Here is a 24,982-nt window from a genome sequence, read left to right on the forward strand (position 1 = left end):
CAGGTCTCCGGAAACACGCTGGGGCCAGAGCCCTTTCCTGCGGAAAGGGATCCGACCCCAAGGGATGCATCCACGCGTAGCGTGGATCTACTGATCGGCAGCCACAAAACCACCGGTCTGCCGCGCCCACAAGCGCGCGTACAGGCCACCGGCCGCAATCAGCTCGGCATGGGTGCCGGTCTCGACGATGCGGCCCTGGTCCATCACCACCAGCCGGTCCATGCGTGCGATGGTCGACAGCCGGTGCGCGATCGCGATCACCGTCTTGTTGCCCATCAACTGGTCCAGGCTGTCCTGGATCGCCGCTTCCACTTCCGAGTCCAGCGCTGAGGTCGCTTCGTCCAGCACCAGGATCGGTGCGTCCTTCAGCAGCACGCGGGCAATGGCAATGCGTTGGCGCTGGCCACCGGACAGCTTCACGCCGCGCTCGCCGACATGTGCGTCGTAACCACGACGGCCCTGCCCGTCCACCAGCGTATCGATGAAGGCCGCCGCGCGTGCCTTGGCGACGGCGGCACGCAACTGCTCATCGGTCGCATCCGGGCGGCCATACAGCAGGTTGTCGCGGATCGAGCGATGCAGCAGCGAAGTATCCTGGGTGACCACGCCGATCTGCTGGCGCAGGCTTTCCTGGGTGACATGGGCGATGTCCTGGCCGTCGATCAGGATGCGACCGCTCTCCAGGTCGTACAGGCGCAACAGCACGTTGACCAGGGTCGACTTGCCTGCGCCGGAAGGTCCGACCAGGCCGATCTTCTCGCCCGGTTTCACCACCAGGTCCAGGCCGGCGATGACGCCCCCGGTCTTGCCGTAGTGGAAGTGGATGTCCTGGAAGTGCACGCCACCACGGGTTACCTGCAACGGCACCGCATCCTCGCGATCCTGCACGGTCAGCGGCTGAGCGATGGTGGTGATGCCATCCTGCACCGTGCCGATGTCCTCGAAGATGCCGTTGATGGTCCACATGATCCAACCGGACATGTTGTGGATGCGGATCACCAGGCCGGTCGCCAGCGTGATCGCGCCAACGGTGATGTGGCCGCCATTCCACAGCCACAGCGCCAGGCCGCAGGTACCGGCGATCAGGAACCCGTTGACGATGGCGATGGCCAGGTCCATGCCGGTGGTCACCCGGGTCTGCGCGCGGTGCTTGACCGCCAGTTCCTGGATCGACTCGGCCACATAGGCCTGCTCGCGTCCGCCATGGGCGAACAGCTTCAGCGTGGGGATGTTGGTGTAGCCATCGACGATGCGGCCCATCGCCTTGGAACGTGCTTCAGAGGCGATCCAGGCACGTTCCTTCGCACGTGGCACGAAGTACATCAGAATCACCGCATAGGTCAGCAGCCACAGGATCAACGGCACCATCAGGCGCCAGTCGGCCTGTGCGAACAGGTACAGCGCAGTGCCGGTATAGACCACGATGTACCACAGCGAATCGACCATCTGCACAGCGGATTCACGCAGCGAGGTGCCGGTCTGCATCACCCGGTTGGCGACGCTGCCGGCGAAGTCGTTCTGGAAGAAGTTCAGGCTCTGCCGCACCACGTAGTTGTGCATCAGCCAGCGCGAGCGGTTGCTCAGGCCCGGCACGATGGCCTGGTTGACCAGCAGGTTGTGAAGGCCGACCAGGATCGGCCGCGCGATGACCGTGATGAACAGCATCCAGCCCAGTTCATTGGCGTGGCGCTTGAAGAAATCGGCACCGGGTTTTTCGGCGACCATGTCGACGATGCGGCCCAGGTAATCGAACATCGCCACTTCCACCAGCGCCAGCAGCAGGCCGGCGATGAGGGTGGCCAGCAGCACCGGCCACACCGGGCGCAGGTAGTGCAGGTAGAAGCGCACCACCGTGCGCGGTGGCATGCGCCCGTCGACAGGCGGAAACACCGGAATCAGGGATTCAAACCAACGGAACATTGCACTCCCTCGCCTCTTGCAAGCGGCGAAGTATCCCACGCCGGATGTGTACGCCAGCCGATGATCGCCTGCTTCCCCCGGTAGGCGCCCACCTTGGTGTGCGCCTTACCGTAGGCCAACCAAGGTTGGCATCTACCGGGCCACCGGGGTGAACAACAGGTCCTGGAAGTCGAAGCTGAAATCGGTCAGATCGGAAATCGGCTGCATGCGCACCTCGCGCACCTTGCCATCCGGGTCCAAGCTGAAGTTGACGAACGCGTCGGCGTTGAGCGAACGGTCGTCCCAGCGCACGATGAAGGTGTCGTGCTGCCAGTGCTCCAGGCGACCGCTCAGCTGCGCGGTCTTCATGAAGCGCAGGCGCAGGCCCTTGCCCTCGGCACTGACCTGCATGTCGCCGTACCAGCGGTCGCCGAAGGTACCGGTGTAGCCAGCCAGCGCCAGCGACGGCCTGCTGCCCTTGTCGCGCGCGCTCTGGTGTTTGGCCCAGGCCTCGTCGGCCTTGTCCTGGCCCTTGGCCACGGCCTTGGCATAGGCGTCCACCCAATCGTGCTTCTCACCGCCCAGGTAAGCGTCAAGCACGCTCAGGGTAATCGCGTTGAACGCCGCGCCCACTTCCTGGTTGGTCAGCACCACCACGCCCAGCTTCTCGCCCGGCACAAGGGTCAGCCGCGAGACCATGCCCGGCCAGCCACCGGTGTGCCAGACCAGCTTCTGCCCGCGGTAGTCGCTCAGGCTCCAGCCCTCGCCATAGCCGGCAAAGTTGGCCCGCGCCGGTGCCAGCTCCGGTACGCTCGGCGCCGGGATCGACTGCGGCGTGATCATCCGCCACATCTGCTGCTGGCTCTTGTCGGTGAACAGCGCGGTGCCATCGGCCAGCTTGCCCTCAGCCAGCTGCACCTGCATCCAGCGCGCCATGTCATGTGCGCTGGAATAGATGCCACCAGCGCCGGCATTGTTCGACCAGGTCAGCGGTGCGACGGTGCGCAGGTCCTTGAAATCGTACTTGGCGTGGCCGACAGCCGCCTTGTCGCCCGGCTTCAGGTGATCGGCGTTGTAGCGCGTGCCGGCCATGCCCACCTTGTCGAAGATGCGGGTCTGCAGGAACTGCTGGTAGCTCATGCCCGAAACATGTTCGATCACCTGCTGGGCGACCGCGTACAGGATGTTGTCGTAGGCGTAGCTCTCGCGGAATCCGCCCTTGAGCGGCACCTTGCCCAGCCGTTCCACCACTTCGGCATTGCTGTAGGAGGTGGTCGGCCAGAACAGCAGGTCACCGGCACCCAGGCTCAGGCCGCTGCGATGCGACAGCAGGTCGCGGATCGTCATCTGCCCGGTCACGAACGGGTCGGACATGCGGAACGACGGCAGGTGGTCGATCACCTTGTCGTCCATCTTCAGCTTGCCGTCTTCGGCCAGCAGGTTCAGCGAGGTGGCGGTGAACGCCTTGGTGTTGGAAGCGATGGCGAACAGCGTATCGGCCTGCACCGGCTCCGGTTTGCCCTGCTCGCGCACGCCCCAGCCGCGTTCCAGCACCACCTGCCCGTCCTTGACCACGGCCACGGCAATGCCGGGCACGTCGAACTGCGCGCGCACGCGCTCGACGGTTGCATCCAGCTCCTGCAGCTGCGCCGGTGTGGCAGCGCTCGCCATGGTCGTGCATGCCAGCAGCACGGCTCCTCCGATCCAGGGTTTCATCCAGCACGATCTCCGAACAGGGGTGGCGGCCATGTGCAGGCCGTCACCGGGGTTTCGCGGGATGGTAACGGTCTGCGGCGCACCCTGCCCTGTGCCATAGGAGGGGTGTCATGGGCGGGAACGGCCAACCGAGCAACGGCTCCACCATCATTCCGTGCCTGCGCTACCGTGACGCGCAGGCTGCCATCGCCTGGCTGCAACACGCCTTCGGTTTCCACGTGCAGGCGGTGTATGCAGACGGCGATACCGTGTTCCATGCACAGCTGACATTCGGCCAGGGCATGATCATGCTCGGTTCGAGCAGCAGCAGTGGCGAATGGTCCAAGCTGGCGGTGATGCCTGATGAGGTCGGCGGCCGCCAGACCCAGAGCGCCTGCGTGATCGTGACCGACGTGGACGCGCATTACGCACGGGCCAAGGCCGCCGGCGCACGCATCGTCATCGACATTGCCGACCAGGACTATGGTGGCCGCGGCTACGCCTGTGCCGACCCCGAAGGTTACCTGTGGTGGTTCGGCAGCTACGATCCGTGGCGCGCGGACCACGGACAGTGATGGCCACTGTGAAGCAGGCCGCGATCCGCTGCGGTATCGGAGGCTGGGTATTTCCCGAGTGGCGCGGCGGCATGTTCTATCCAGCCGGCCTGCCGCAGCGCGAAGAACTGGCCCATGCCAGCAGTGCCCTGCGCTGCATCGAAATCAACGGCACGTTCTATCGCACACCGACTGCGGCGCAGTGCGCGCAGTGGGCCGCACAGACACCGGAGGGCTTCCGGTTTTCGATGAAGGCGCCGCGCTATCTGGTGCAACGACGCGACCTGTCCAGCACCGTGGCGGCCGCAGCGCCGTTCCTGCAGGCCGCGCTCGCGCTGGGCGACCGGCTTGGACCGTTGCTGTGGCAGTTCGACCCGCGCCATCCGGCCGATGCCGACGCGCTGGACGCGCTGATGGAACAGCTGCCGAAGCAGCTGGAAGGCGTGCCACTGCAGCATGCGCTGGAAGTGCGCAACGCCGAGGTACATGGCCCGGCACTTGTCGACGCCGCGCGCCGCCACGGCGTAGCACTGGTGATCGAAGACAGCGACGAGGCACCGCTGCATGGCGATGTCAGTGCCGCTTTCGTCTATGCGCGGATCAAACGCAGCCAGGCCCGTTTGAACGATGGCCTGCCGGCGCCCGTGCAGCAACGCTGGGCCGAACGTGCCCGCCGCTGGTCACGTGGCGAGCCAGTGGACGACTTGTCCTGCCTGGCCGGACCCGCCCCGGAAACGCCGCGCGAGGTCTACCTGCTGTGCATCGGCGCGGGCAAGGCACGCAATCCGGCGGCGGCGATGGCATTGCAGCGTCTCATCGACGGCGCCAGCGATCCAGCCCCCACAGCAGGGTCCACCCCACCACGAACACGCTCGCCACGCGCAGCACGTTGATCAGGAACGCCGCCAGCCCCAGTCGCTGAAGTTCGAGAAATGGATACGGCGCCTGCCCTGTCACCGCAGCAACCAGCATCGCCCAACCCAGATAGACCAGCGGCACCAGCAGCACCCCGCCCAGCGCGCGCCAGCGCAGCGCCCCGTGCGGCAGCAGCAGCAACCACCCCAGCAGATACAGCACCGGCACGCCGTAATGGAGGCCGGCATCGACCCACCATTGCAGCCCGCTGGGCTGCCACAGCCCCTGCAGCGCGACGATGTAGACCATGCCGGTCACGCCGATGCACAGCGCCAGTGCCGCCGCGACCACAGGACGCACCGATCGTCCGCACGCCAGCCGGATACAGGCCAGGCACACCGCCAGGTTGCTGAGAATGGTGAAGTAGCCGAGGAACCGCAGCGTCGCCATGCCGACCCCGGCAGCGGCTCCCGGTCCGCGCAGCAGCAACAGGTATTGCAGCAGCAACGAGGCCGCAGCCAAGAGTGCAGTCAGTGCGGCCCATGTGCGCAGGACGGAACGGTCAGCAGGCATTGCCCGGTACCCTGGAACGTTGCCGCGAGCATGCCACAGGCATCGCCGGCGGCCGCGCGATTGCCTCACAATAGGCCGATGAGCACACCCGACACCCGCAAAGCGCTGTGGCAGATTCACTTCTGTGTCCTGCTGTGGGGCGTCACCGCCATCCTCGGCAAGCTGATCACCCTGCCGGCGCTGCCGCTGGTGTGGTGGCGCATGCTGCTGGTGACGGCGATGCTGGCCCTGCTGCCGCGGGTCTGGCGCGGGCTGCGCACCCTGCCCCTGCGGCTGGTAGCCGGCTATGCCGGCATCGGCGCGCTGGTCGCCCTGCACTGGCTGACCTTCTACGGCGCGGTGAAACTGGCCAACGCCTCGGTAGCCGCCACCTGCATCGCGCTGGCACCCGTGTTCACCTCGATCATCGAACCGTGGGTGGCCAAGCGACCGTTCCAGCTGCGTGAACTCGCCTTCGGCCTTGCGGTACTTCCGGGCGTGGCGCTGGTGGTCGGCGGCGTGCCCGATGGCATGCGTCTGGGCGTCCTGATCGGCGCGATTTCGGCGTTGCTGGTGGCGGTATTCGGCTCGCTCAACAAGCGCATGGTCAGCCACGCCGATCCGCTCACGGTCACCGCGTTGGAGCTGGGTGCCGGCACCCTCACCCTGACCCTGCTGGCGCCGCTGATGCCCTACCTGCTGCCGGCGCTGGCCAGCCCGCTGTGGGTGGTACCGGATCTGCACGACGGCATCCTGCTGCTGGTGCTAGCCGGGTTCTGCACGCTGCTGCCGTTCGCCCTGGCCCTGGTCGCGCTGCGACACCTCAGTGCCTATACCGTGCAGCTGGTGACCAACCTGGAACCGGTCTATGCGGTGTTGCTGGCGGTAGTGCTGCTGCGCGAACAGCACGAGGTCACGCCGTGGTTCTACCTGGGTGTGGCGATCATCGTCGGCGCGGTGTTCCTGCATCCGTTGTTGAACCGTCGCAAGCCGGTGCAGCATCCGGAAATTCTCGGTACCGCCGAGGCACGCAACATCGCCGATTGAGTGCATCCACGCATGGCGTGGATCTACTGAACGCAGCGACGCGCGGGGGAATGGTCACAGCATGCGTGCGGGGCGCGGATCAATCGGTCAGCGCTGCGGCCAATGCCAGGCCGGCGCGTCCAGCAGGCCCTGCCCGCTCAACAGCGTGCGGCCCTGCTCCTTGTGCAGGTGCAGCGAGTGGCAGCCCGGTGCCTGTTCCAGTGCCGCGATCAATCGACTGGCGTGTGACACCACCCATACCTGGCTGCGGGCGCTGGCCGCGATGATCAACCGTGCCAAGGCGGGCAGCAGGTCCGGGTGCAGGCTGGTTTCCGGCTCGTTGAGCACCAGCAACGGCGGCGGCCGCGGCGTGTGCAGCGCAGCAGCCAGCAGCAGGAAGCGCAGGGTACCGTCGGACAGCTCGGCCATCGACAGCGGCCGCAGCAGGCCCGGCTGGTGGAAGCGCAGGGCCAATCGACCGTCCAGCTCTTCGAAGCCGACCGTGGCGCCCGGAAACGCGTCGTCCACGCTGCGTGCCAACGCGACCGGGTCACCGATCTCAAGGATGGTCACCCAGGCCGCGGCCAGATCCCGTCCATCGTGATGCAGCACCGGCGTGCGCGTGGCCATCGCGGGTTGCCGCCCGGGAGCGTCTGCATCACTGCGGAAATGATCGTAGAAGCGCCAGCGACGGATGTACTCGCGCAACGCGATCGTTTCCGGCATGCGCTGCGGGTCACCCACCTGGGTAAACAGGCTGTCGAACAGCGACAGGTGATCATCGACCACCTCCCAGCCACGCGCGTGACGCTGCCGCACCATCGCCGCGCGGCGGTCGACCAGCAGGTTGGCGCTGCGCAGGAAGGGACCGGCCCAGATTGCTTCGGCCTTGATCTGCGGATCCAGCGCGAACGCCGAGCGACTGGGCGGCGGATAGCCGAGGTCGATGGCATAGCCGAATTCCTCTGTAGCGAAGCCCAGCTTCAGCCCGACCGACGCCTGACGCGGGCCGCCCTGCAGCGGAATCTCGCCGGCGATGACCCGGCGATCGAGAGTCTCGGGCCCCGCCCATAGCGCCGAACCGAGGCCGCCCTCGCGGGCCAGCACCGCCGCCACCCCGCCCTGCGCGGTCTCCGCCAACAGGCGCAGCGCGCGGTACAGGCTGGATTTGCCGCTGCCGTTGTCGCCGGTGATCACGTTCAACTGCTGCAACGGCAGCACCAGTCCGTGCAGCGAACGATAGTGGGCGATGGCCAGGGTCTGCAGCATGGTCGCGTCCGTGGGAACAGGAATGGCATGTTGCAGCACGTAGATCGCAGGGAATGCGACGGGCGCGGTGTTCGAGTGGATTCCCCATCCACGCATGGCGTGGATCTACTGGACGGGTGTTTCAGCCCGCCCGTTCCACCCGGTTGCGGCCATTGCCCTTGGCCCGGTACAGCGCCTTGTCGGCACGCGCCAGCATTTCATCCACGCTTTCACCTGCCTGGTGCTGGGCGACGCCGATGCTGATCGTGACCGGGAAACCCAACGACAGGTCGGCCATGGCCAGACGCAGGCGCTCGCAGTGCAGTTCGGCGGCGCGCAGATCGATGCCCGGCATCACCGCCACGAACTCTTCGCCGCCATAGCGCGCGGCCATGCCGCGGTCGGCGAAGTGGGAATGCAGCAGCGCGCCCAGTTCGGCCAGCACGCGGTCGCCAGTGGCATGGCCCTGGAAGTCGTTGATGTGCTTGAAATGGTCGATGTCCAGCAGCGCCACACAGGCCAGCCCGGGTTGCCCGTCCACCACGGCCACCGCCTCTTCCAGTGCTGCGGCCATCGCGCGGCGATTGGGCAGGCCGGTCAACGCATCGGTGCGGCTCTGCTCGGCCAGGTCGGCATTCTGTGCCAACAGCACATCCTGGTATTCCGACAGCAGGCGTTCGTAGTCATCGCGTTCCAGCATGTGCTTCTGGATGTCGAGCGCGAAGCGGCGCAGTTCCATCACCAGCATCACCTGCCGCGACAGTGCCGCCAGCGCCTCGGCCTTGTCGCTGGCCAGGTGCTGCGGCTGCGCATCGAACACGCACAAGGTACCCAGCGGCAGGCCATCGGAACTGATCAACGGTGCACCCGCATAGAAGCGGATATGCGGTTCACCGGTCACTACCGGGTTGTCGTGGAAGCGGATGTCCTGCAACGCGTCTTCCACCACCATGATTTCCTGCGGCTGCAGGATGGCGTGGCCGCACATCGAATCGCTGCGCAGGTTCTCCGCCGCATCGATGCCCTGGATGGACTTGAACCACTGCCGTTCCACATCGATCAGCGTCACCGCCGCCATCGACGTGCCGCAGACCGCTTTGGCGATCGCGACCAGGTCGTCGAAGGATCTCTCACGCTGCGAATCAAGGATCCGGTAGCGGTACAGCGCCTCGAGCCGAAGGGCTTCGTTGGCAGGCTTGTCGGGCTTGATCATGCAGCGTCACGTTCCGGCAGGTCACTGCGGAGTCTAGCCGATGCCGGTGCGTAATCCGTACAACGGGTCGTGCCGGCCGCTGGCCGGCATCCCGGGTAAATCGCACGCCCATTGCAGCCGGCCAGCGGCCGGCACTACCAGTCCAGCTGCTTCGGCAGCAGGCCCTGCAGTTCCTGTTCGGTCAGGTTGCGCCACTGGCCCGGCTTCAGCGCGCCGATCTTGATGTTGTCGATGCGCACGCGGCGCAGCTGGGTCACGCGGTAGCCGAACTCGGCAGCCATCAGGCGGATCTGCCGGTTCAGGCCCTGCTGCAGGGTGATGCGGAAACCGAACTTGGCGATGCGCGAGGTCTTGCACGGCAGCGTCATCTGGTCGTGGATGCGCACGCCGCGGGCCATGCCACGCAGGAACTCGTCGGTGACCGGCTTGTTCACCGCCACCAGGTATTCCTTCTGATGACCGTTCTCGGCACGCAGGATCTGGTTGACGATGTCGCCGTTGCTGGTCATCAGGATCAGTCCTTCCGACTCCTTGTCCAGGCGGCCGACCGGGAAGATGCGCTGTTCGTGGCCGACGAAGTCGACGATGTTGCCCTTGACCGAGGTTTCGGTGGTGCAGGTGACGCCCACCGGCTTGTTCAGCGCGATGTAGACGTGGCGACGGGTGCCGGGCTTGCGTGCGACGCGCGCGCGCAGCGGCTGGCCGTCGACCAGCACCTGGTCTTCCTCGCCCACCACCGCGCCGGTACCGGCCGGGTGGCCGTTGACGGTGACCCGGCGGGCGGCGATCAGGCGATCGGCCTCGCGGCGGGAGCAGAAGCCGGTGTCGGCGATATGTTTGTTGAGTCGGGTGGTCATCGGTCCATTATCCGGCATCGACGCCCGCTGCGCTTCATTCCGGCACGGGTGGATCGAGTTCTTCGCCGTCGAAGACCCGGTTGCGGCCCGCCCGCTTGGCCACATACATGGCATGGTCGGCCCGGCGCAGCAGGGCGGCCAGATCATCCTCGCCCGGCCGCCACTGTGCCAGGCCGATGCTGGCGGTCACTTCCAGCCCTGGCACCTGCAACGCCCGGCCGGCCTCGATGATGCGCTGGCGCAGTCGATCCAGCCGCGCCGAGGCGGCCTCGCGCGGCATGCCAGGCATCAGCAGCAGGAACTCCTCGCCGCCCATCCGCACCACCTCGTCCTGGCTGCGCACCGCGGTCCGCAGCGCGCGCGCCACCGCCACCAGCACCTGGTCACCCACCGCATGGCCGTGGCGGTCGTTGATGTCCTTGAACAGGTCGATGTCGAGGAAGCCGATCACCAGCGGCCCACGTTCGCGGTCGACCCGCTCCAGGTGCCGGGCCAGCTGCTGCAGGCCGGCGCGGCGGTTGGGCAATCCGGTCAGGCCGTCGGTTTCGGCCAGCTGGCGCAGCTCATCGCGCTGCTGACGCAGCCGCCCCAGCCGCTGGTTCAGGGCATAGGCCGCCATCATCAGCAGCCAGGTCACCGACAACTGCAGTGCTTCGACCCGGTACTCCAACAGCCACCCGGCGCTGCTGGCATCGGCGGCGATCATCACCAGCAGCGGCACCAGCGCCGCAAGACCCGCCAGCGCCCAGCGGTCACCGCGCCACCACGCGCGGATGCCAGCGGCCAGTGACAGCAGGCAACCAAGGATGAAGCTCAGCTGCAGGGCCTGCGCAACCAGCGCCAGGGTTTCCCAGCGCAGCCAAGGCACCAGCGCCGCCAGCCCCATCAGGCCCCACAGGACGCCCTGCTGTGCCGGCCGCGAGCGCGGCAGCAGGCGGTCCCCACCGTTGAGGCGCCACAGAGCGGGCAACACCAGTGCCTGGGTCGCAGCGGTCAGCGCCAGCAGCCACCATGCGCCGCGCTCACCCACCGGCAGCCAGGGCTCGGGGTAACCGCTCAACCCGCCAAGGATGGCCTGCCACAGCACCACGACGAACGTCGCGCCGATGTAGACCAGGAAGCTGCGGTCGCGCGTGGTCAGGTAAGCCATCAGCGCCGACAGCGCCAGCGCGATCGCCACCGCGATGCAGGCCGCACGCACCAGCAGGCGGGCGGTATCGTTCTGCTGAACCGGGCTTGGCGCACCCAGCCGCAGTGTCGGCACCCAACGCGACTTCAGCGGTGCCTGCCACGACACCAGGAACGGCTCGTGGCTGCCGGCTGCCGGCACCGCCACCAGGCCGATGCCGGCGCGGAAGCGCGAATCACGGGTACGCGCATCGTGCATGTTGCCGCAGATCTCGCGGTCGCCATGCTGTACGCGGACCTCGCCAGCGAAGACGTTGAACACATCCAGGGCCTGTGGCTGCCCTGACCAGCCCTCCGGGGGCGCCGGTACCTGCACCTGCTCGCGCGGCCCGGCCAGCATCCCGGGCGTGCAGCCACGATGCGGCGTCGGCTCGTCCGTGGGTGCGCCAACCAGCAGGAAATCGCGGCCGGCCTCGGCCATGCGCGCGCGCGCCAGATCGGGAAAGACCACTGCCAACAGCAGGACGACCAGCAGCGCCCCTGTTTCGTACCGCCACTGCCTGACGCCCACGCCACATCCTGTTCCTGCTTACGTCCGCGCCCACTGCGCGTCGCCCCTGGCGCGCATTATCGCAGCCGGGCGCGCAGCGCATGTGTAGACCAAAGTCGCCACCCGTCGTTCAGCCGGCGGCCGGCGGCCCCTTCACCGCCACCAGCCGCACCGGGCGAAGGTCGGCCAGGGTCAGCCGCTCAAGAGGTTGCGGGCGTTCGATCGCGTACCCCTGCAGTCCCTGCACGCCGAGCCGGGTCAGCGCACCGGCAACCTCGGCGGTCTCCACCCATTCGGCCACTACTTCCATCTGCAGTTCGCGCCCCAGCTCGCTGATCGCACGCACGGTGGCATGGCTGATCGGATCGGTATCCATGTCGCGCACGAACGCCCCATCGATCTTCAGGATGTCGGCCGGCAACTGGCGCAGATAGCCGAACGAAGACAGGCCGGAGCCGAAATCATCCAGTGCCATGCGGCAACCGCGTGCCTTCACCGCATCGATGAAAGCGCGGGCCTGGCTGAGATTGCTGATCGCCGCAGTCTCGGTGATCTCGAAACACAGCTTCGAGGCCAGCGCGCGGTTGCGCTCGAGCAGGTCGCAGACGAAGGCAAGGAAGCCAGGCTCGGCAATGGACTGCGCGGACACATTGACGTTGCACAGCCCGAGCTGACGCACGTGTGCCGGACAGACCTGCAGGTGGCGGAACAGCAGCCCCAGCACATGCCGGTCCAACGCAACGGCCATGCCATAGCGCTCCACGGCCGGCATGAACTGGCCGGGCAGGTGCAGACTGCCATCGGTGCCACGCATGCGCACCAGGACTTCGTAGTGCAGGTAGGACGGATCACCGACGCGGGCGATGCGTTGCGCATACAACAGCATGCGGTTCTCGGCCATCGCCAGGCTGACGCCCTGCAGGCGCTCGGCTTCCTGGCGCCGCTCCTCCAGTGCCATGCGGTTTTCGTTGAAACAGTGCACGCGGTTGCGACCGGCCTGCTTGGCCGCATAGCAGGCGCTGTCAGCGGCGCTCATCAACCAGTTCGCGTCCGGCGCCTCGGCACTGACCTCGACCACGCCGATGCTGCAACTGAGCTGCGGACTGCCCTCGCTGATCGGGAACGTGGCCTGGCCCAGGTTGCGGATCACCCGTTGCAGCACCCGCTTGGCCTCGTCCTGCCCGGCATGGGCGAGGAACACCGCGAATTCGTCGGCCCCCAGCCGGCCCACCCAGTCGCCATCGCGCACCGCTGCAACCAGATAGTCCGCGAAGCTGCGCAGCATCTGGTCGCCCGCCGCGTGGCCGAAGCTGTCGTTGACCAGCTTGAAGTGATCCAGATTGATGTAACAGAGCGAGTGCGTGCCGCCCTCGCTGCGCACCTGCAGCAGCGAACGTTCCAGCAACCGCTCGATCTCGCGGCGGTTGATCAGACCGGTCAATGGATCGTGGCTGGCGTGATGCTCGATCTCACGTGCCAGTGCATGGTTCTGGCTGACATCCTCGATGATCGCGAACACCGACAGGCCGCCACCGGTACTGCGCACGCCGGTCCCGCTCCAGCGGCCCCATACCAGACTGCCGTCGCGGCGGCAGAAGCGCAGTTCACTCGGTCGCAACTGTCGATCCCAGTCGATACGGCCGACGCCGTCGATGACCAGTTCGCCTTCCATCAGCAGCTCGCGCAGCGACATCTGCAGCAGTACATCGCGGCGATAGTCCAGGATATCGGCCATCGCTTGATTGGCTTCGATCACCTTGCCATCAGTGTCGAGCTTGAGCATGCCGACGTTGGCCTGGTAGAACGCGGCACGGAAGCGGCTCTCATGCTCGGTCAGGTCCTTGCCCACGCGGCGTGCCAGGGCCACCGCCATCAGGCTGATCGCCAGTACCGACAGACCGCCGACCATCAGGGTCGCCACGCGCACCATCGTGGCCATTCGCAGCAGCGCCTGCGAGAACGCCTGCGCCTGTATCTGCAGGCGTCGATCAAGATCACGCAGCTGCTGGAGGTAGCGATCACGATCAGCCACCGGCAAGCCACCTGCGGCGTGCCGCCGCTGCAGTTCCGCCACCAGGTTCTGCACTGCCATCAAATCGCCATCGGTCTGCCGCCACAGCGCGGTCGCTTCGCGAAACGCGCCCAGGTCCCGCGCATAGCGGAACGAAAACACCAATCGCGGAATATCGGCACGGGCATTGCCACCCTGCAGGAAGCCCTGCCGGGCCCGCGACTCATCGGGCTCGGCCTGTTCCAGCGCCAGCCGCGCCTGCAGGTCGCCCAAGGGCACCTGCAGCGCCTGCCGCGCATCGTCCAGATCCTGGGCATGGCCGCGCGCCAGATAACGGCTCAGCGCGGCGGTCGCATCCTGTTGCCCCCGCGACCAATAGCCCTGCCCGGCAATCCAGGCCGTGGACGCCGCCTGCAGTTCCTGGATCAGGGCGGACAAGGCAACCAGTCCGATCGCCATGCCCGTCAGCAATGCAAATCGCAGTCCCAGCCCACGGGTCATCGGCACCCGTCGGCTGTGTTGGTCCGTGCCACTCCTACCCATCCCGGATCCCCCCGAATGTGCTGCGGTGACAACCTCCCTTGGAACTGTCCCAGCCTATGACCGCCAATGTGTTTGCCATGCGAAAAGGGGACGGAGGGGATTAAGTCGTTTTCGGCATAAGCGCGCGGCCGGCCATATACGACTTAATCCCCTCCGTCCCCTTTTCCGGTCCCACAACGGACAACGCCAGCCCGGAGGCTGGCGTTGTTCAGGGCAACCGTGCGGCTCAGTAGCTGCGCGGGCCGCGCGGCTTGAAGCCATCACGACGCGGCGGGCGGCTGTCGCGGTCACCGCCGCGGTCGCCAGCGTGGGCACCCGGGGCGCCCGGACCACCACGACGCGGGCCGCCCGGGCCGCCCGGACCACGCTTGTCGAAGCGCGGCTTGAACGGACGCGGTGCCGGGTTGGTCTCTTCACCGGCCGCCAGCGGACGCATCTGCAGCTGCTGGCCGGACACCCACACCTTCTGCAGGTGGGTCAACACGTCCGATGGCATCTGCGCCGGCAGGTCCAGCAGCGAGAAATCATCATGGATGTCGATGCGGCCGATGAAACGGCTTTCCAGGCCAGCCTCGTTGGCAATGGCGCCGACGATGTTGGCCGGCTTCACGCCATGCTGGTGACCAACCGAAATGCGGTAGGTCTCCATGCCCTGCTCCGGCGCGCCGCGCGGCGGCACGTCACGACGCGGACGCTGCTCGAAACCACCTTCGGCGTCATCACGACGCGGGCCACGCTCGAAGCGCGGGCCACGCTCATTGCGATCGCCACGTTCCGGACGCTCGCTGCGCTCGAAACGCTCACGCGGAGCACGCTCTTCGCGCGGTGCACGCACCGGCGGCTGCAGCAGGAACGGGGTGTCACCCTGCATCATCTTCGCCAGCGCAGCAGCCACTTCGATGGCCGGTACGTTCTGCTCGGTCTCGAAGCGCTCCAGCAGCTGGCGGTAGAAGTCCAGGCCGCCCAGGCCGAGGGTCTCGGTGATGCGCGAGGTGAACTTGTTGATGCGGTTGTCGTTGACCGCTTCCACGCTCGGCAGCTGCATCTCTTCGATCGGCTGGCGGGTAGCGCGTTCGATCTGGCGCAGCATGCCCTTTTCGCGCGGGGTGGCGAACAGGATCGCCTCGCCGCTGCGGCCGGCACGACCGGTACGGCCGATGCGGTGCACGTAGCTTTCGGTGTCGTACGGAATGTCGTAGTTCAGCACGTGGCTGATGCGTTCCACGTCCAGGCCACGGGCGGCCACGTCGGTGGCAACCAGGATGTCCAGCTTGCCTTCCTTCAGCATGGCGATGGTGCGCTCACGCTGGGCCTGCTGCATGTCGCCATTGATGGCGGCCGCGGCCAGGCCACGGGCCTGCAGCTTGCTGGCCAGTTCTTCGGTGCCGGCCTTGGTGCGCGCGAACACGATCATCGCGTCGAACGGCTCGACTTCCAGGATGCGGGTCAGCGCGTCCAGCTTGTGCATGCCGCTCACCCACCAGTAACGCTGGCGGATGTTGGCTGAGGTGGTGGTCTTGGCCTGGATGGTCACTTCCACCGGATTCTGCAGGTAGGTCTGCGCGATGCGGCGGATCTGCGGCGGCATGGTGGCCGAGAACAGGGCCACCTGGCGCTGCGCCGGCAGCTTCTTCAGCACGGCTTCGACGTCGTCGATGAAGCCCATGCGCAGCATTTCATCGGCTTCGTCCAGCACCAGCGTCTTCAGCTCGGACAGGTCCAGGGTGCTGCGGTCCAGGTGGTCGATGACGCGGCCGGGGGTACCGACCACGATGTGCACGCCGCGGCGCAGGGCCGACAGCTGCTGGCCGTACGGCTGGCCGCCGTACACCGGCAGCACGCGGAAACCGGGGATCTTCGAGGAATAGGACTGGAACGCCTCGGCGACCTGGATGGCCAGTTCGCGGGTCGGGGCCAGCACCAGCGCCTGCGGCTTGATCTGCTGCAGGTCGATGTTGGACAGCACCGGCAGCGCGAAGGCTGCGGTCTTGCCGGTACCGGTCTGGGCCTGGCCCAGCACGTCGCGGCCTTCCAGCATCGCCGGGATGGTGGCGGCCTGGATCGGCGACGGAGTTTCGTAGCCGATGGCGGTGACTGCCTGCATGACAGGCTCGGACAGGCCGAGCTGCGCGAACTGCAGCGGCGCTTGGGATTCTTGGGACATGGGGAACTCCAAAGACACTGCCGTATTCCTGGCAGTGCGATAAAAAAGGTGATGGTCCGCGCTTTGGGCGCCCTTCTTATCGCGTGCCCTGGCGCTGCTCGGTTGGAGGAGATTTCACTCGCTCAGAGCGGAATCATACCGCATTGATCCTGAACCATGCATACAGGTTGCCCTGCGTGTGCCGTCATGCCTCGCGCTGGCGCACAATACGCGCCCTCTCCCGGCCCCGGCCAACGGCCTGCGCCCCTTCACAGGAAACCCGTTCCATGCAGATTCTCGAATTCGACCTCGACGGCGACTACGTCGAACTCAAGCAGCTGCTCAAGCTCGCCGACCTGGTCACCAGCGGCGGCGAGGCCAAGATGGTCATCAGCGACGGCCAGGTGCGGGTCGACGGCGAGGTCGAACTGCGCAAGGCCTGCAAGATCCGCGCAGGCCAGGTGGTGGAATTCGCCGACAGCCAGATCCGTGTGCTGGCCGCCGGCTGATCTGAACGGGCTGATCTGAACCGGTTCAGGCCACGCGCTGGGTCAGATGCGAGGCAATCAACTGCCTGAACGGCGCCACGCCCTGTGCCAGGCGCAGGCCGGCCGCCCGCAGCAGGCGCGCCGGTCGACGATCGTCGGTGTACAGGCTGGCGATCGCGTTGGTGGCTTCGTACAGCGGGCGCGACGCCAACCGGTGCCCGCGCTGGTAGCTGGCCAGCATGCCGGCAGCGGCGATGTCGGCACCGCGGCGCTGCTGGTCGACAATGCCCTGTGCCAGCCGCTGTGCGCTGGCCAGGCCCAGATTGAAGCCATGCGCGGTGACCGGATGCATGCCTACTGCAGCATCGCCGATCAGCGCCGAACGTTCGCCAACGAAGCGGTGCGCGTACACCCCCACCAGCGGATAGGCCTGTGGCCTGGCCGCCGGCTGCATCCGGCCAAGACGGTGTTCGAAGCAGCCACTGATGGCCTCACCGAAGGCCACCTCATCCATCGCCAGCAGCTCCTCGATCTGCCGCGGCGGCAGCGTGATCACTGCTGATGCCTGGCCCTCGTTGAGCGGCAGCAGTGCCATCGTGCGGCCGTAGCCGAACCATTCCCAAGCGGTGTGGTGATGGTCGCGCTCGACCTGCATGCGGCACACCAGCATCGACTTGCCGAAGTCGCGCATCTGCGCACCGATGCCGAGCATGCGGCGGGTTGCGGAAAAGCGGCTGTCAGCGGCCACCAGCAGACGCGCGTGCAGCGTACTGCCGTCGTCCAACGTGACCACATGGCCCTGTGCATCGGCCTGTACGCCCTGCACCTTGCGCCCGTCGAACAGTTCCAGGCCGTCCTGGCCCTGCACGGCATCCCATGCGGCACGGCGGATCAGATGATTGGGCACCAGCCAGCCCAGCGGCTGGCCGTCGACCTGGCTGCTGGCGAAGGTCAGCGCGAATGGGGAACTGCCGTTCATCACCTTGGCATCGCGCAGCTCGGCCACTTCGGCGTCCGGCAATCGCTGCCACAGCCCCAGTTGCTCCATGCTCTGCCGCGAGGCATGGGTCAGCGCGATCTCGCGGCCATCGAAAGCTGCTTCAGCCAGTGCCTGGCGCGGCTGTGTTTCAACCAGCCCAACCTGCAGGCCACTGCCGGCCAGTGCGCGCGCGAAGCACAGACCCGCCGGTCCGGCGCCGACCACCACCACGTCCATCCTGCGCATGCGCGCCTCCTGCCGTTGATTCAGTCCGGGCCAGCATAGCGCCGCGCACCTGACCGGCCTTGATCTGGATCAGGCCGGGATCACAACAACGCGAACACCAGCGCCAGGATCGACAGCAGCGACACCGCCCACACCAGGCTGCGCACATAGGGCACGCCTGCGGCATACAGCGGCAGGTAGGCCACGCGCGCCCAGAAGTAGGCCTGTGCAGCCAGCGCCGTGGTGTCGTTGCCGCGCCCAGCCACCACCACTGCGATGGCGGCGGCGGCGAAGAACGGGAAGGTTTCCAGGAAGTTGGCCTGCGCACGCTGCAGGCGCCCGGCCAGCGGGCTGACCGGTTTTGCGTCGCCATCACGTGCCGAAGCATTCCACTTCATCCCGCGCTCGCGGGTCACCACCGTGGAGGTGGCGAAGATGTAGACGAAACCCAGCAGCACCGACCAAGCCAGCATCGTCAGTTCAGTTGCCATCATTCATCTCCTCAGGGTGCCGACGCACGCAGGCTGTAACCGGCCAGGCGCCACACCTGGTCCTCGTCGAAACGGAACGAGACCAGCTCGCGCACCGGCTGCGCGCTGTTGGCGAAACGGGTCGGGAAGCTGACGTTGATGTACAGCCCTTCCGGCACCGCGGCACCTGCGCTGTACTTGACCCGGGTGATGGTCGGCTGGCCACGCCCGGCCAGTGCCCCCAGGCGCGTGCGCTCGGCGGTCAACTGGCTGACGAAAGCGGCCTTCGGTACTGCACGGCGCGCGACGGCCGAAGCGCCATCCCACAACTCGCCGGTGCGGTTGGCATCAACCAGTTGCGCCGCCTTCACTGCGGCCGCGCCCATTTCCGCATCCTGTTTCTGCACCTGCGCCTGCTGCGCGGCGGTCAACGCCGGAGCACCGGCGGTGGCCGGTTTTGCAGCCGACGGCGAGGCCGGTGCCGGGCGTGCCGGAGCCGGGGCGGGTGTGGCCGGCGCAGGTGCCTGCGCCAATGCGGTCAGGGGCAGCAGGGACAGCAGCAGGAGCACGCGCTTCATGGACACCGCCGGTTCTCGGGAAAGAACCGCAGTCTACGCCAGCGCGGTGAGCTGTTCGTCAGCGCGCGTGGGCGCTGCCTTCCACCGCTGCGGCATCAGCCTGCGCGGCAGGCGTGCCGGTGTCTGCGGGCGCCTGTTCGGCCACCGGCGGCGGCTCCGGCGGTGCCGGTGGCAGCGTTGCCACATCGATCTCCGACAGCGGGCTTTCTTCCGGGCATACCGCATCCGGGAACCCGAAGCGCTGCTTCAGTGCCTGACCGCAGCTGTTGATCGATTCCATGTCGGCGCCTTCGCGCTTGCACTGCTGGTCGAAGGCAATCAGGAACGCGTCCTTGCGCTGCACGAAATCATCGCCGCAGGCGCGCATCTGCTTGATGCGCTCCAGATCGTCCTGCACCGCGTTGGTGCCATCCAGGCCGTACTGGCGCAGCTCGTCCGGCGTCAGCAGGCGCAGGCTGCGGTTGGGCACGGTCATCATCAGGTCGGCCACACCCACCGCCACGCCGTTGCGTTGCAGGTAGTCCTTCACGTTGTCGTAGACCTCGTGCAGCTCGCGGTTGAGTTCCGCGCGCGAGGTGGCCTTGGAACTGATGCGCATCATGCGATGGATGCCGACCTTGCCCGACAACAACCGGTTGTCACCGGCGGCCAGCACGAACACGCAGGCACTGTGGCAGATCGAGCCCTCGCGCACCCAGATGGTCCAGCCCGACTCACCAATGCTGTCACCGGCGACGATCGCCGATTCCACCTGCCCGCCGCTGGAATCCAGATCGAGGATGCGCTTGTGGATCTTCTGTTCGTCGGCAACCACGGCCAACCGCCACATCATCTCGGCGAAGCCCGGGTTGATCTTGCCGACGTAACGCACGCGCATCAGGCCACGCTCGGCGCACGGCGCCAGGGCATGGGTGATCTGCTCGCGCTGCAGGCCCTCCAGCTCGACACCGTCGCCGGCATCGCCGGCATACTCGGTGCTGCAGCTGACCCATGCACGACCGTTTTCCAACAGCGCCTGCGGCCACGGCCGATCCGCCCGGCTGCGCGGCGGTGCCGGCGGCGGCGGTGCATCGGCGGCATTGATCGACACCATGTTCTCGCCATCGCTGGCCGGTGCCCTCGCCGCTTTGTCGGCAGCAGTTACATTGCCCGGATTCTCCAACTGACTGCAGCCCGCCAGGGCCAGGCACAACAGGGGCAACCAGCGGAATTTGGCGGACATCGGGCAACCAGTCTTCACGTGAGCAAGAGCCACAGTCTACCCGTCCGGGGCGCGCATTCAGCGCGTGGCACTGAACCCTCTCTGACGCTTGGGAAAGCGTGTCGACCAAGGTCGACACCTACCAGAGCGGGATGCCGTTCCGGCAGGCCGCGTGAACTTGTCGAAGGCGGGGTGGGTCCGGTTGCAGGGGCGTGAGCGCCATGGATGGCGCGACCGAGCTTACAAGGACGTACTTGCAGCGTCCCCTGCAACCGGACCCACCCCGCCCTCCCGCAGGAAGCCCGCTGTTGCTGTTGCTCTGGCCTCGGCGGGTGCAGGGCGCGGCCCTGCCAGAACCCCCTTCAGCATCCATGTCCGAATGTGGCGAGTATCCCCGCCCGCACACGCCTAGACTGGCGCCATGGACACCGCCCTCGCCCTCGACACCGCCGCCTGCGACCGTGCCCGCCTGGCCCGCGACGCACGCTTCGACGGCGTGTTCTTCACCGCCGTGCGCAGCACCGGCATCTACTGCCGCCCCGTTTGCCCGGCGCCGCCACCGAAGCCGCGCAACATCACCTACTACCCGACCGCCGCCGCTGCCGCCGCCGCCGGCTACCGCCCGTGCCTGCGCTGCCGTCCCGAGTTGGCACCGCAGGCCCAGCAGGCATTGGCCGGGCAGACCGTGCAGCGCGCCCTGGCGCTGATCCATGGTGGCTTCCTGCAGGAACAGCCGGTAGCTGATCTCGCAGAGAAGATCGGCCTCAGCGCGCGCCAGCTGCAGCGCCTGTTCGTCGAACATCTGGGTGCGACGCCGGGGCAGATCCATGCCACCCATCGCCTGCTGCTGGCCAAGCAGCTGCTGACCGAAACCACACTGCCGGTGACCGACGTTGCGCTGGCCGCTGGCTACAACAGCCTGCGCCGCTTCAACACCGCCTTTTTGCAGGGCTGCGGCATGGCACCGACGGCGCTGCGTCGCCAGCACCAGCCGCTGGCCGCCGATGACGGCTGCCTGGTACTGCGCCTGGTCTACCGCCCACCGCTCGATTTCCCGCGCATGCTGGCGTTCCTGCGCAAGCGCAGCCTGCCCGGCATCGAACTCATCGGCGAGGACAGCTACCAGCGCGTACTCGGCACGCCCGAGCGCCCCACCCTGCTGCGCGTCACCGCCGACCCGAAACGCCCCGAACTGCGCCTGCAACTGGGTGCAGTAGATCCGCGCCTGATCCCGGATATCGTGCGCCGCGTACGTCGCGTGTTCGATCTGGACGCCGACCTGCAGCAGGTGCATGCCGCGCTGGGCGAAGAACCGCTGCTGGCGCGTGGCATTGCCGAACGCCCAGGACTGCGCGTGCCCGGCGGCTGGGATGGCTTCGAGGTGGGCGTGCGCGCCGTGCTCGGGCAGCAGGTCAGCGTGGCCGCGGCCACCACCTTCGCGCGGCGCCTGGTCGATGCCTATGGCGCACATCTGCCGGGCATGCCATCGGACTTCGATCGCCAGTTCCCCGCGCCCGAGATGCTGGCTGAGGCGCCGCTGGAATCGATCGGCCTGCCGCGCAGCCGCGCCGCCACCGTGCGCGCACTGGCTGCCGCCTGCGCCAGCGGCCAGCTCGACTTCGGTCCCGGCCAGGCGCTGGAAGAATTCGTTGCGCGCTGCGTGGCACTGCCCGGTATCGGCCCGTGGACCGCGCAGTACATCGCCCTGCGCGGACTCGGCCAACCCGATGCCTTCCCCGCCGGCGACCTGGTGCTGCAGCAGGTCCTCGGCCACGCGCAGGGCCAGCGCCTGAGCGAACGCGCGACCGAAGCACGCTCGCAACCCTGGCGGCCATGGCGCGCCTATGCCGTGCTGCACCTGTGGCATCTGTCCGGCACTTTTGTTGGAGAACCGACATGACCCTGTTGTTCGATCGTTTCGACAGCCCGATCGGCGTGCTGACCATCGCCGGTGACGAACGTGGCCTGTCACATGTGCTTTTCCCCGAAAACCGCCACCCGGCACGCGGACGCGATGACTGGCACTACGCACCGGATGCCTTGCCAGAAGCACGCGAACAGCTGCTGCAGTTCCTGCACGGCGAGCGCAGCAGCTTCGACCTTGCACTGGCACCACGCGGCACGCCGTTCCAGCTGCGGGTGTGGCAGGCGCTGGCGTTGATCCCGTTCGGCCAGACCTGGAGCTACCTGCAGCTGGCACAGCATCTGGGCCAACCCAGCGCGACCCGCGCGGTCGGTGCGGCAAACGGCCGCAACCCGCTACCGATCATCCTGCCCTGCCATCGCGTGATCGGCAGCAACGGTGCACTGACCGGCTTCGGCGGCGGCCTGGAAACCAAGGCCGCGCTGCTGCGGCTGGAACAACGCCAGGCCCCGCTGTTCGCCTGAGAGGGCCGACCGGGCTGCGCCGGCACCCGGCGCAACCCGGTAGGTGTCGACCTTGGTCGACACGGTAGATCCACGCCATGCGTGGATGGAAGCATCTGGAATCTGTCTGGAGAAAAGCCCCTTCTTGTTGAAGGAGGGCGCCAACAGGTGCGGGGACAAGAAAAAATGCGCGGACACGCTGGGCCCTTCGGCGCAGCGTGTCTTTGGTACGTCATTGCACCGGCTTATGATGCGTGGATGACTTCCGTACGCCTGACCTGCGCGCTGGCGCTGCTGCTGCCATTGGCCGCCTGCACCACCGCGCCCGCCCCTTCCGCCTCCGTTCCCACACCTGTCGCTGCGGCTGCACCGCCGAAGCTGCTGCTGATCTCCATCGACGGCCTGCGCGCCGACGCACTCGACCGCGGCCTGACGCCAAACCTGCAGCGATTGATCGACGGCGGCGTGCGTGCACGCTGGATGACCCCGTCCTATCCGTCGCTGACCTTCCCCAACCACTACACGATCGTCACCGGCCTGCGTCCGGACCACCACGGCATCGTCAACAACAGCATGGACGACGCAACACTCGGCCGTTTCGAGCTGAGCAACCGCGACGCGGTCACTACCAGCGGCTGGTGGGGCGGCGAACCGATCTGGGTCGGCGCCGAGAACGCCGGCGTGCGTTCGGCCACCACGTCATGGCCGGGCAGCGAATCGGAAATCCGTGGCGTACGCCCCAGCCAGTGGCGCGTCTACGACGGCAAGGAACCGCTGGAGCAGCGCGCCGGCATCGTGCTCGATTGGCTTGCACAGACCGACGCCGATGCACCCCGCCTGACCACGCTGTACATGGAACACGTGGACAAGGCCGGCCACAACTACGGCCCCGAGTCGAAGCAGTACGCTGACGCCATCGTGCGCGCCGACCAGATCGTCGGCCAGGTGCTCGATGGGCTGCAGCAGCATGGCTTGGCGGCGACCACCAACGTGATCGTGGTCTCCGACCATGGCATGGCCAGTGTGCCGGTCGGCCAGGTAATCGCCACCGAGTCGATGGCGGATCCGGCCATCGCGCGCAATGTCAGCCAGGGCCAGTCGGTGGGTTTCGCACCGGTTGCCGGCCATGAAGCCGCCGCCGAGCGCGCGCTGCTCGGCCGCCACGCACAGTACGAGTGCTGGAAGAAAGAGAATCTGCCGGCGCGCCTGCACTACGGCACCCATCCGCGCGTTCCCGCCATTGTCTGCGTGATGGATGAAGGCTGGGATGCCCTGCACCAGGAAAAGATCGCCAAGCGCGACCACCAGGATCGCGGTTCGCACGGCTACGACAACGCTCTGCCTTCCATGCGCGCGGTGTTCGTGGCCGCCGGCCCGTCGTTCCAGCAGGGCCTGGTGATCGATGGCTTCGACAACGTCGATGTCTATCCGCTGCTGGCCCACCTGCTGCGGGTGCCGGCCGCGCCGAACGACGGCAATGCGGAGACGCTGAAGAAGACGCTGCGCTGATCGTGCGGTGTCCGCCGGGCATGGCCCGGCGCTACCGTGCCAAGGTGGGTAGCGTCGGGCCATGCCTGGCGAGCGCAGCGGCCGGGACGGCAGGCATAAAAAAACGCGGCGCCAGGCGCCGCGTTTTTCATTGAACCGGTCGGTCGGCCGGATCAGGCCTTGGCGACGGCCTTCTTCGCCACAGCCTTCTTCGCCGGAGCCTTGGCCACGGTCTTCTTGGCAACCGGGGCGGCGGCGCCTACGGCGACCTTGCTCGCGGTGTGCGAACGGGCGTTGCCGTAGCTGGCGTTGTAGCGCTTGCCCTTGGCGGTCTTGCGGTCACCCTTACCCATGTCTTCAACTCCTCAAATGTGAAATCTGGTTACCCCGTACTGACACGGGTTCGGCGGGGCCGCCTTGCTGGACGCCCCCGCGCACGATCGGAAAGCCTATCACGGAGCGCCTAGTGCGCGCAGCTGGCGTCGTGTACGTGGCCGTGGTTGAGACGCAGGTTGACCAGATGCGCGACGCCGACCAGCAGGCCGCCGATGGTCATCACCACTGCATGCGGTACCGCGTTGTGGTGCAGCGGGTCGTACAACACGCCAGCCCACAAAGCGACCAGGCCGGGGATCAGGAAGCCCAGCGCGCGCAGCGCGCCATGCCGGCGATAGCCCCAGACCAGGCTGAACGACCCCAGCAGGGTCACGAACACCACCAGCGCCTGTTCCACGCCGTCGCTCAACCAGAACGACAGGCCCAACGAAGGCGCTGCGGCCAGCAGCACCGGAATCACCGCGCAATGCACCGCGCACAGCATCGAACCGGTGGCGCCGAAACGGTCGAGCAGGTGGCGCAGGCGTGAGGACAGGGACATGACTTCCAGCAGGGTCGGCGAATCGTTATGGAATA

22 protein-coding genes are annotated in these 24,982 nt (G+C 67.2%); 7 read left to right on the forward strand and 15 right to left on the reverse strand.

Features of this window, described 5'->3' with window-relative positions:
* Positions 1 to 87 precede the first annotated feature (87 nt).
* Positions 88 to 1,920: a multidrug efflux ABC transporter SmrA gene (gene smrA / locus ABR323_RS07575; RefSeq protein WP_439448845.1), complete on the reverse strand. Its 1,833-nt coding sequence runs from the start codon at positions 1,918 to 1,920 to the stop codon at positions 88 to 90.
* A gap of 132 nt (positions 1,921 to 2,052) precedes the next feature.
* Complete coding sequence (locus ABR323_RS07580) at positions 2,053 to 3,615, reverse strand: serine hydrolase (RefSeq protein ID WP_439448846.1); 1,563 nt, start codon at positions 3,613 to 3,615, stop codon at positions 2,053 to 2,055.
* 110 nt (positions 3,616 to 3,725) lie between these two features.
* On the opposite strand from ABR323_RS07580, the gene ABR323_RS07585 reads away from it, so the two are divergent.
* Complete coding sequence (locus ABR323_RS07585) at positions 3,726 to 4,169, forward strand: VOC family protein (protein ID WP_135272846.1); 444 nt, start codon at positions 3,726 to 3,728, stop codon at positions 4,167 to 4,169.
* Positions 4,169 to 5,041, forward strand: coding sequence for a DUF72 domain-containing protein (locus tag ABR323_RS07590; protein WP_439448847.1), 873 nt, complete (start codon positions 4,169 to 4,171; stop codon positions 5,039 to 5,041). The genes ABR323_RS07585 and ABR323_RS07590 overlap by 1 nt, the downstream gene beginning before the upstream one ends.
* Here the strand turns inward: ABR323_RS07590 and ABR323_RS07595 are convergent.
* The gene (locus ABR323_RS07595) at positions 4,962 to 5,576 is read right to left on the reverse strand and encodes a Pr6Pr family membrane protein (RefSeq protein ID WP_439448848.1); all 615 of its coding nucleotides are present in this window, start codon (positions 5,574 to 5,576) and stop codon (positions 4,962 to 4,964) included. The genes ABR323_RS07590 and ABR323_RS07595 overlap by 80 nt on opposite strands.
* A gap of 78 nt (positions 5,577 to 5,654) precedes the next feature.
* Here ABR323_RS07595 and ABR323_RS07600 point away from each other — a divergent pair, with 78 nt between their 5' ends.
* Positions 5,655 to 6,602, forward strand: coding sequence for a DMT family transporter (locus tag ABR323_RS07600; protein ID WP_014036476.1), 948 nt, complete (start codon positions 5,655 to 5,657; stop codon positions 6,600 to 6,602).
* Positions 6,603 to 6,689: 87 nt separating this feature from the next.
* Here the strand turns inward: ABR323_RS07600 and ABR323_RS07605 are convergent, their stop codons facing one another.
* From ABR323_RS07605 to ABR323_RS07630, 6 genes are all read right to left on the reverse strand, one after another.
* On the reverse strand, positions 6,690 to 7,850 hold the full coding sequence (locus tag ABR323_RS07605) for an AAA family ATPase (protein ID WP_439448849.1): 1,161 nt from the start codon (positions 7,848 to 7,850) through the stop codon (positions 6,690 to 6,692).
* A 121-nt stretch (positions 7,851 to 7,971) separates the two neighbouring features.
* Positions 7,972 to 9,042 (reverse strand): diguanylate cyclase, encoded by a 1,071-nt coding sequence (locus ABR323_RS07610; RefSeq protein WP_439448850.1) that lies wholly within the window; start codon positions 9,040 to 9,042, stop codon positions 7,972 to 7,974.
* Positions 9,043 to 9,176: 134 nt separating this feature from the next.
* A complete protein-coding gene (locus ABR323_RS07615) occupies positions 9,177 to 9,899 on the reverse strand; it encodes a pseudouridine synthase (RefSeq protein ID WP_099551369.1) in 723 nt (240 codons plus the stop codon).
* 34 nt (positions 9,900 to 9,933) lie between these two features.
* A complete protein-coding gene (locus tag ABR323_RS07620) occupies positions 9,934 to 11,598 on the reverse strand; it encodes a sensor domain-containing diguanylate cyclase (RefSeq protein ID WP_439448851.1) in 1,665 nt (554 codons plus the stop codon).
* A gap of 109 nt (positions 11,599 to 11,707) precedes the next feature.
* Complete coding sequence (locus ABR323_RS07625) at positions 11,708 to 14,131, reverse strand: putative bifunctional diguanylate cyclase/phosphodiesterase (protein ID WP_439448852.1); 2,424 nt, start codon at positions 14,129 to 14,131, stop codon at positions 11,708 to 11,710.
* Between the two features lie 226 nt (positions 14,132 to 14,357).
* Positions 14,358 to 16,295 (reverse strand): DEAD/DEAH box helicase, encoded by a 1,938-nt coding sequence (locus ABR323_RS07630; protein WP_439448853.1) that lies wholly within the window; start codon positions 16,293 to 16,295, stop codon positions 14,358 to 14,360.
* Positions 16,296 to 16,561: 266 nt separating this feature from the next.
* Between ABR323_RS07630 and ABR323_RS07635 the strand changes: the two genes are divergently transcribed.
* Positions 16,562 to 16,783 carry an RNA-binding S4 domain-containing protein gene (locus ABR323_RS07635; RefSeq protein WP_012479588.1) on the forward strand — a complete coding sequence of 74 codons (222 nt, stop codon included), beginning with the start codon at positions 16,562 to 16,564 and terminating at the stop codon, positions 16,781 to 16,783.
* Between the two features lie 25 nt (positions 16,784 to 16,808).
* Here ABR323_RS07635 and ubiM read toward each other — a convergent pair whose 3' ends face one another.
* From ubiM to ABR323_RS07655, 4 genes are all read right to left on the reverse strand, one after another.
* Positions 16,809 to 17,987, reverse strand: a complete 1,179-nt coding sequence (gene ubiM, locus ABR323_RS07640) for a 5-demethoxyubiquinol-8 5-hydroxylase UbiM (protein WP_439448854.1) — start codon at positions 17,985 to 17,987, stop codon at positions 16,809 to 16,811.
* A gap of 80 nt (positions 17,988 to 18,067) precedes the next feature.
* The gene (locus tag ABR323_RS07645) at positions 18,068 to 18,457 is read right to left on the reverse strand and encodes an MAPEG family protein (protein ID WP_106550390.1); all 390 of its coding nucleotides are present in this window, start codon (positions 18,455 to 18,457) and stop codon (positions 18,068 to 18,070) included.
* 11 nt (positions 18,458 to 18,468) lie between these two features.
* Positions 18,469 to 19,014: a DUF4019 domain-containing protein gene (locus ABR323_RS07650; protein WP_439448855.1), complete on the reverse strand. Its 546-nt coding sequence runs from the start codon at positions 19,012 to 19,014 to the stop codon at positions 18,469 to 18,471.
* Between the two features lie 58 nt (positions 19,015 to 19,072).
* Positions 19,073 to 20,236 (reverse strand): hypothetical protein, encoded by a 1,164-nt coding sequence (locus tag ABR323_RS07655; protein ID WP_439448856.1) that lies wholly within the window; start codon positions 20,234 to 20,236, stop codon positions 19,073 to 19,075.
* Positions 20,237 to 20,636: 400 nt separating this feature from the next.
* On the opposite strand from ABR323_RS07655, the gene ABR323_RS07660 reads away from it, so the two are divergent.
* From ABR323_RS07660 to ABR323_RS07670, 3 genes are all read left to right on the forward strand, one after another.
* Positions 20,637 to 22,115 carry an AlkA N-terminal domain-containing protein gene (locus ABR323_RS07660; protein ID WP_439448857.1) on the forward strand — a complete coding sequence of 493 codons (1,479 nt, stop codon included), beginning with the start codon at positions 20,637 to 20,639 and terminating at the stop codon, positions 22,113 to 22,115.
* Positions 22,112 to 22,603 carry a methylated-DNA--[protein]-cysteine S-methyltransferase gene (locus ABR323_RS07665; protein ID WP_135272834.1) on the forward strand — a complete coding sequence of 164 codons (492 nt, stop codon included), beginning with the start codon at positions 22,112 to 22,114 and terminating at the stop codon, positions 22,601 to 22,603. The genes ABR323_RS07660 and ABR323_RS07665 overlap by 4 nt, the downstream gene beginning before the upstream one ends.
* 237 nt (positions 22,604 to 22,840) lie before the next feature.
* Complete coding sequence (locus ABR323_RS07670; RefSeq protein ID WP_439448858.1) at positions 22,841 to 24,091, forward strand: ectonucleotide pyrophosphatase/phosphodiesterase; 1,251 nt, start codon at positions 22,841 to 22,843, stop codon at positions 24,089 to 24,091.
* A 152-nt stretch (positions 24,092 to 24,243) separates the two neighbouring features.
* On the opposite strand, the gene ABR323_RS07675 is transcribed toward ABR323_RS07670, so the two are convergent.
* Positions 24,244 to 24,423, reverse strand: a complete 180-nt coding sequence (locus ABR323_RS07675; protein WP_004150462.1) for a 30S ribosomal protein THX — start codon at positions 24,421 to 24,423, stop codon at positions 24,244 to 24,246.
* Between the two features lie 110 nt (positions 24,424 to 24,533).
* Positions 24,534 to 24,947: a MerC domain-containing protein gene (locus ABR323_RS07680; protein ID WP_439448859.1), complete on the reverse strand. Its 414-nt coding sequence runs from the start codon at positions 24,945 to 24,947 to the stop codon at positions 24,534 to 24,536.
* Positions 24,948 to 24,982 lie beyond the last annotated feature (35 nt).

The sequence above is a fragment of the Stenotrophomonas sp. ATs4 genome, assembly GCF_051861585.1.
Classification (GTDB): domain Bacteria; phylum Pseudomonadota; class Gammaproteobacteria; order Xanthomonadales; family Xanthomonadaceae; genus Stenotrophomonas; species Stenotrophomonas maltophilia_AS.